The following is a 2,729-nucleotide window of genomic DNA, read 5'->3' as shown; positions in this document are numbered from 1 at the left end:
GCCGAGCGCGCACGCGGGGGTGTCGGCCTGATCGTCACCGGAGGCATCGCGCCGAACGACCAGGGACGTCCGATGCCCGGCGGCGCCTGCATGGCGACACAGGCAGAGGCCGACAGGCACCAGGTCGTGACGCGGGCCGTGCACGACGCGGGTGGCAAGATCGCGATGCAGATCCTGCACTTCGGCCGCTACGCCTACCACCCCGAGCTGGTCGCCCCCAGCGCGCTGAAGGCCCCGATCAGCCCCTTCCGCCCGCGGGCGCTGACCGGCGACGAGATCGAGCAGACCATCGAGGACTACGTGCGCGCCGCAGCCCTCGCCCAGAGCGCCGGCTACGACGGCGTGGAGATCATGGGCTCCGAGGGCTACCTCATCAACGAGTTCATCGCCGCGCAGACCAACCAGCGCGACGACGCATGGGGCGGCGCCTACGAGAACCGCATCCGCTTCGCGCTGGAGATCGTGCGCCGCACGCGGGCGCGGGTCGGCGCGAACTTCATCCTCATCTTCCGGCTGTCGATGCTCGATCTGGTCGAGGGCGGCTCGACGCAGGCCGAGGTCGTGCAGCTCGCGCAGGCGCTGGAGGCCGCCGGCGTGACGATCCTGAACACCGGCATCGGCTGGCACGAGGCGCGCATCCCGACCATCGCCACCAAGGTGCCGCGTGCCGCGTTCGCGTGGGTGACGCAGGGGCTCAAAGGCAAGGTCGGCATCCCATTGATCACCACCAACCGCATCAACACGCCCGAAGTCGCCGAACAGATCCTGGCCGACGGCATGGCCGACATGGTCTCGATGGCGCGGCCCTTCCTCGCCGACGCCGACTTCGTGCGCAAGGCCGCCGAGGGCCGGGCCGATGAGATCAACACCTGCATCGGCTGCAACCAGGCCTGCCTGGACCACACCTTCGGCGGCAAGATCACCTCGTGCCTGGTGAACCCGCGGGCGTGCCACGAGACGATCCTGATCGAGCGGCCCGCCGACACGAAAGCGCGGGTCGCCGTGGTCGGGGCCGGGCCGGCGGGGCTGGCGTTCGCGACGACGGCGGCGCGGCGCGGGTTCGACGTGACGCTGTTCGACGCGGGCAGCGAGATCGGCGGCCAGTTCAACATCGCCAAGCAGGTGCCGGGCAAGGAGGAATTCTTCGAGACACTGCGCTACTTCGGCAGGCAGATCGCCCTCACCGGCGTGACGCTGCAGCTGAACCACCGCGTCACCGCACAGGAACTGGTGGATGCCGGGTTTCACCAGGTCGTCCTCGCCACCGGCGTCACGCCGCGCACGCCCGACATCCCCGGCATCGACCACCCCAAGGTGGTCGGCTACCTCGACGTGCTGCGCGACAAGTGCGCCGTGGGGCACGACGTGGCGCTGATCGGCGCAGGCGGGATCGGCTTCGACGTGGCGGAATACCTGCTGCACGAAGGCACCAGCCCGAGCCTCGACAAAGCCAAGTTCTTCGCCGAATGGGGCGTGGACACCACCTGCGCCCAGCGCGGCGGACTCACGCCGGCGCACATCGAACCCAGCCCGCGCAACGTGACGCTGCTGCAGCGCAAGGCCAGCAAGGTCGGCGACGGCCTGGGCAAGACCACTGGCTGGATCCACCGCACCTCACTGAAGAACCGGGAGGTCTCGATGGTGCCCGGCGTGACGTATCGGCGCATCGATGACGACGGCCTGCACATCACGGTCGGTGCGCGGGACCTCACGCTGGCGGTGGACACCGTTGTGCTGTGCGCAGGGCAAGATCCGCAGCGTGGATTGCAGGCGGCGCTGCAGGCCGCTGGCTGCACCGTCCACCTGATCGGCGGCGCGGACGTGGCCGCCGAGCTGGACGCCAAGCGCGCGATCAAGCAGGGCACCGAGCTGGCGCTGGCCTTCGACCCGGTGGCGGCCGAGGCGCACCCGGTGACTTGCAAAACCGCGGAACCAAGCGCCTGAATCGCCCGAACTGCGGTTAAACTGCACGCCGCCAGGAGAGAGCCGCGCCCCGAGCCGGCCGCCGAAGGCGCAGAGCCCCCCTTGAAACGGGGTTTCGAACGCTCAGGCAAAAGGACTGGCAAACGTGTTCCGCAGGGACACGTCACCTCACTGGAGAGAGACCGCGCGGTGCTTCGGCAGCGATCGCGGTCCACCGAAGGGGCAAGCGCGGCACCGGCCACACCGGGGCCGCGTCAATCTCTCAGGTAAAGCGGACAGCGAGGGCACCACCACCGACACCGGTGGACCGATCCGTTCAAGATCCGTTGCCTTCGAGAGCCTGTCCATGACCACCGTCACTCCATCCTCCCCGCTGCTGCAGACGCCGCTGCACGAACTCCATCTGGAACTCGGTGCCCGCATGGTGCCCTTCGCCGGCTACGCGATGCCGGTGCAGTACCCCGCCGGCATCATCACCGAGCACCGCCAGTGCCGTGCATCGGCCGCGCTGTTCGACGTGTCGCACATGGGCCAGCTTCGCCTGGTCGGTGCGGATGCTGCCGCCGCGCTGGAGTCGCTGGTACCGCAGGACGTGGTCGATCTGCCCGTGGGCAAGCAGCGCTATGCCTTCTTCACCAATGCCTCGGGTGGGCTGCTCGACGACCTGATGATCACCCGTCGCGCGGACGACCTCTTCCTGGTCGTCAACGCCGGCTGCAAGGACGCCGACACGCGCCACCTGGTCACCGAGATCGGCCACCGCTGCCAGATCGTGCCGATGCCCGACCACGCGCTGCTGGCGCTGC

The 2,729-nt window shown here is 69.2% G+C and carries 2 protein-coding genes and 2 riboswitches; both genes read left to right on the top strand.

The window, feature by feature from the left end:
• Nucleotides 1-1,944, top strand: a 1,944-nt coding sequence (locus tag AB3X43_RS09225) for an oxidoreductase (RefSeq protein WP_369429549.1), incomplete at its 5' end; no start/stop codon positions are given.
• 22 nt (nucleotides 1,945-1,966) lie between these two features.
• A riboswitch (glycine riboswitch) is annotated at nucleotides 1,967-2,072 on the top strand.
• 12 nt (nucleotides 2,073-2,084) lie between these two features.
• Nucleotides 2,085-2,212, top strand: a riboswitch (glycine riboswitch).
• A gap of 57 nt (nucleotides 2,213-2,269) precedes the next feature.
• Nucleotides 2,270-2,729, top strand: a 460-nt coding sequence (locus tag AB3X43_RS09220) for an aminomethyltransferase family protein (protein WP_473965100.1), incomplete at its 3' end; no start/stop codon positions are given.

Origin of the sequence: Sphaerotilus sp. (assembly GCF_041083715.1) — a bacterium.
GTDB lineage: Bacteria > Pseudomonadota > Gammaproteobacteria > Burkholderiales > Burkholderiaceae_C > Sphaerotilus.
The sequence above is the reverse complement of the archived record's forward strand: the minus strand, read 5'-3'. Positions and strand labels throughout refer to the sequence as shown.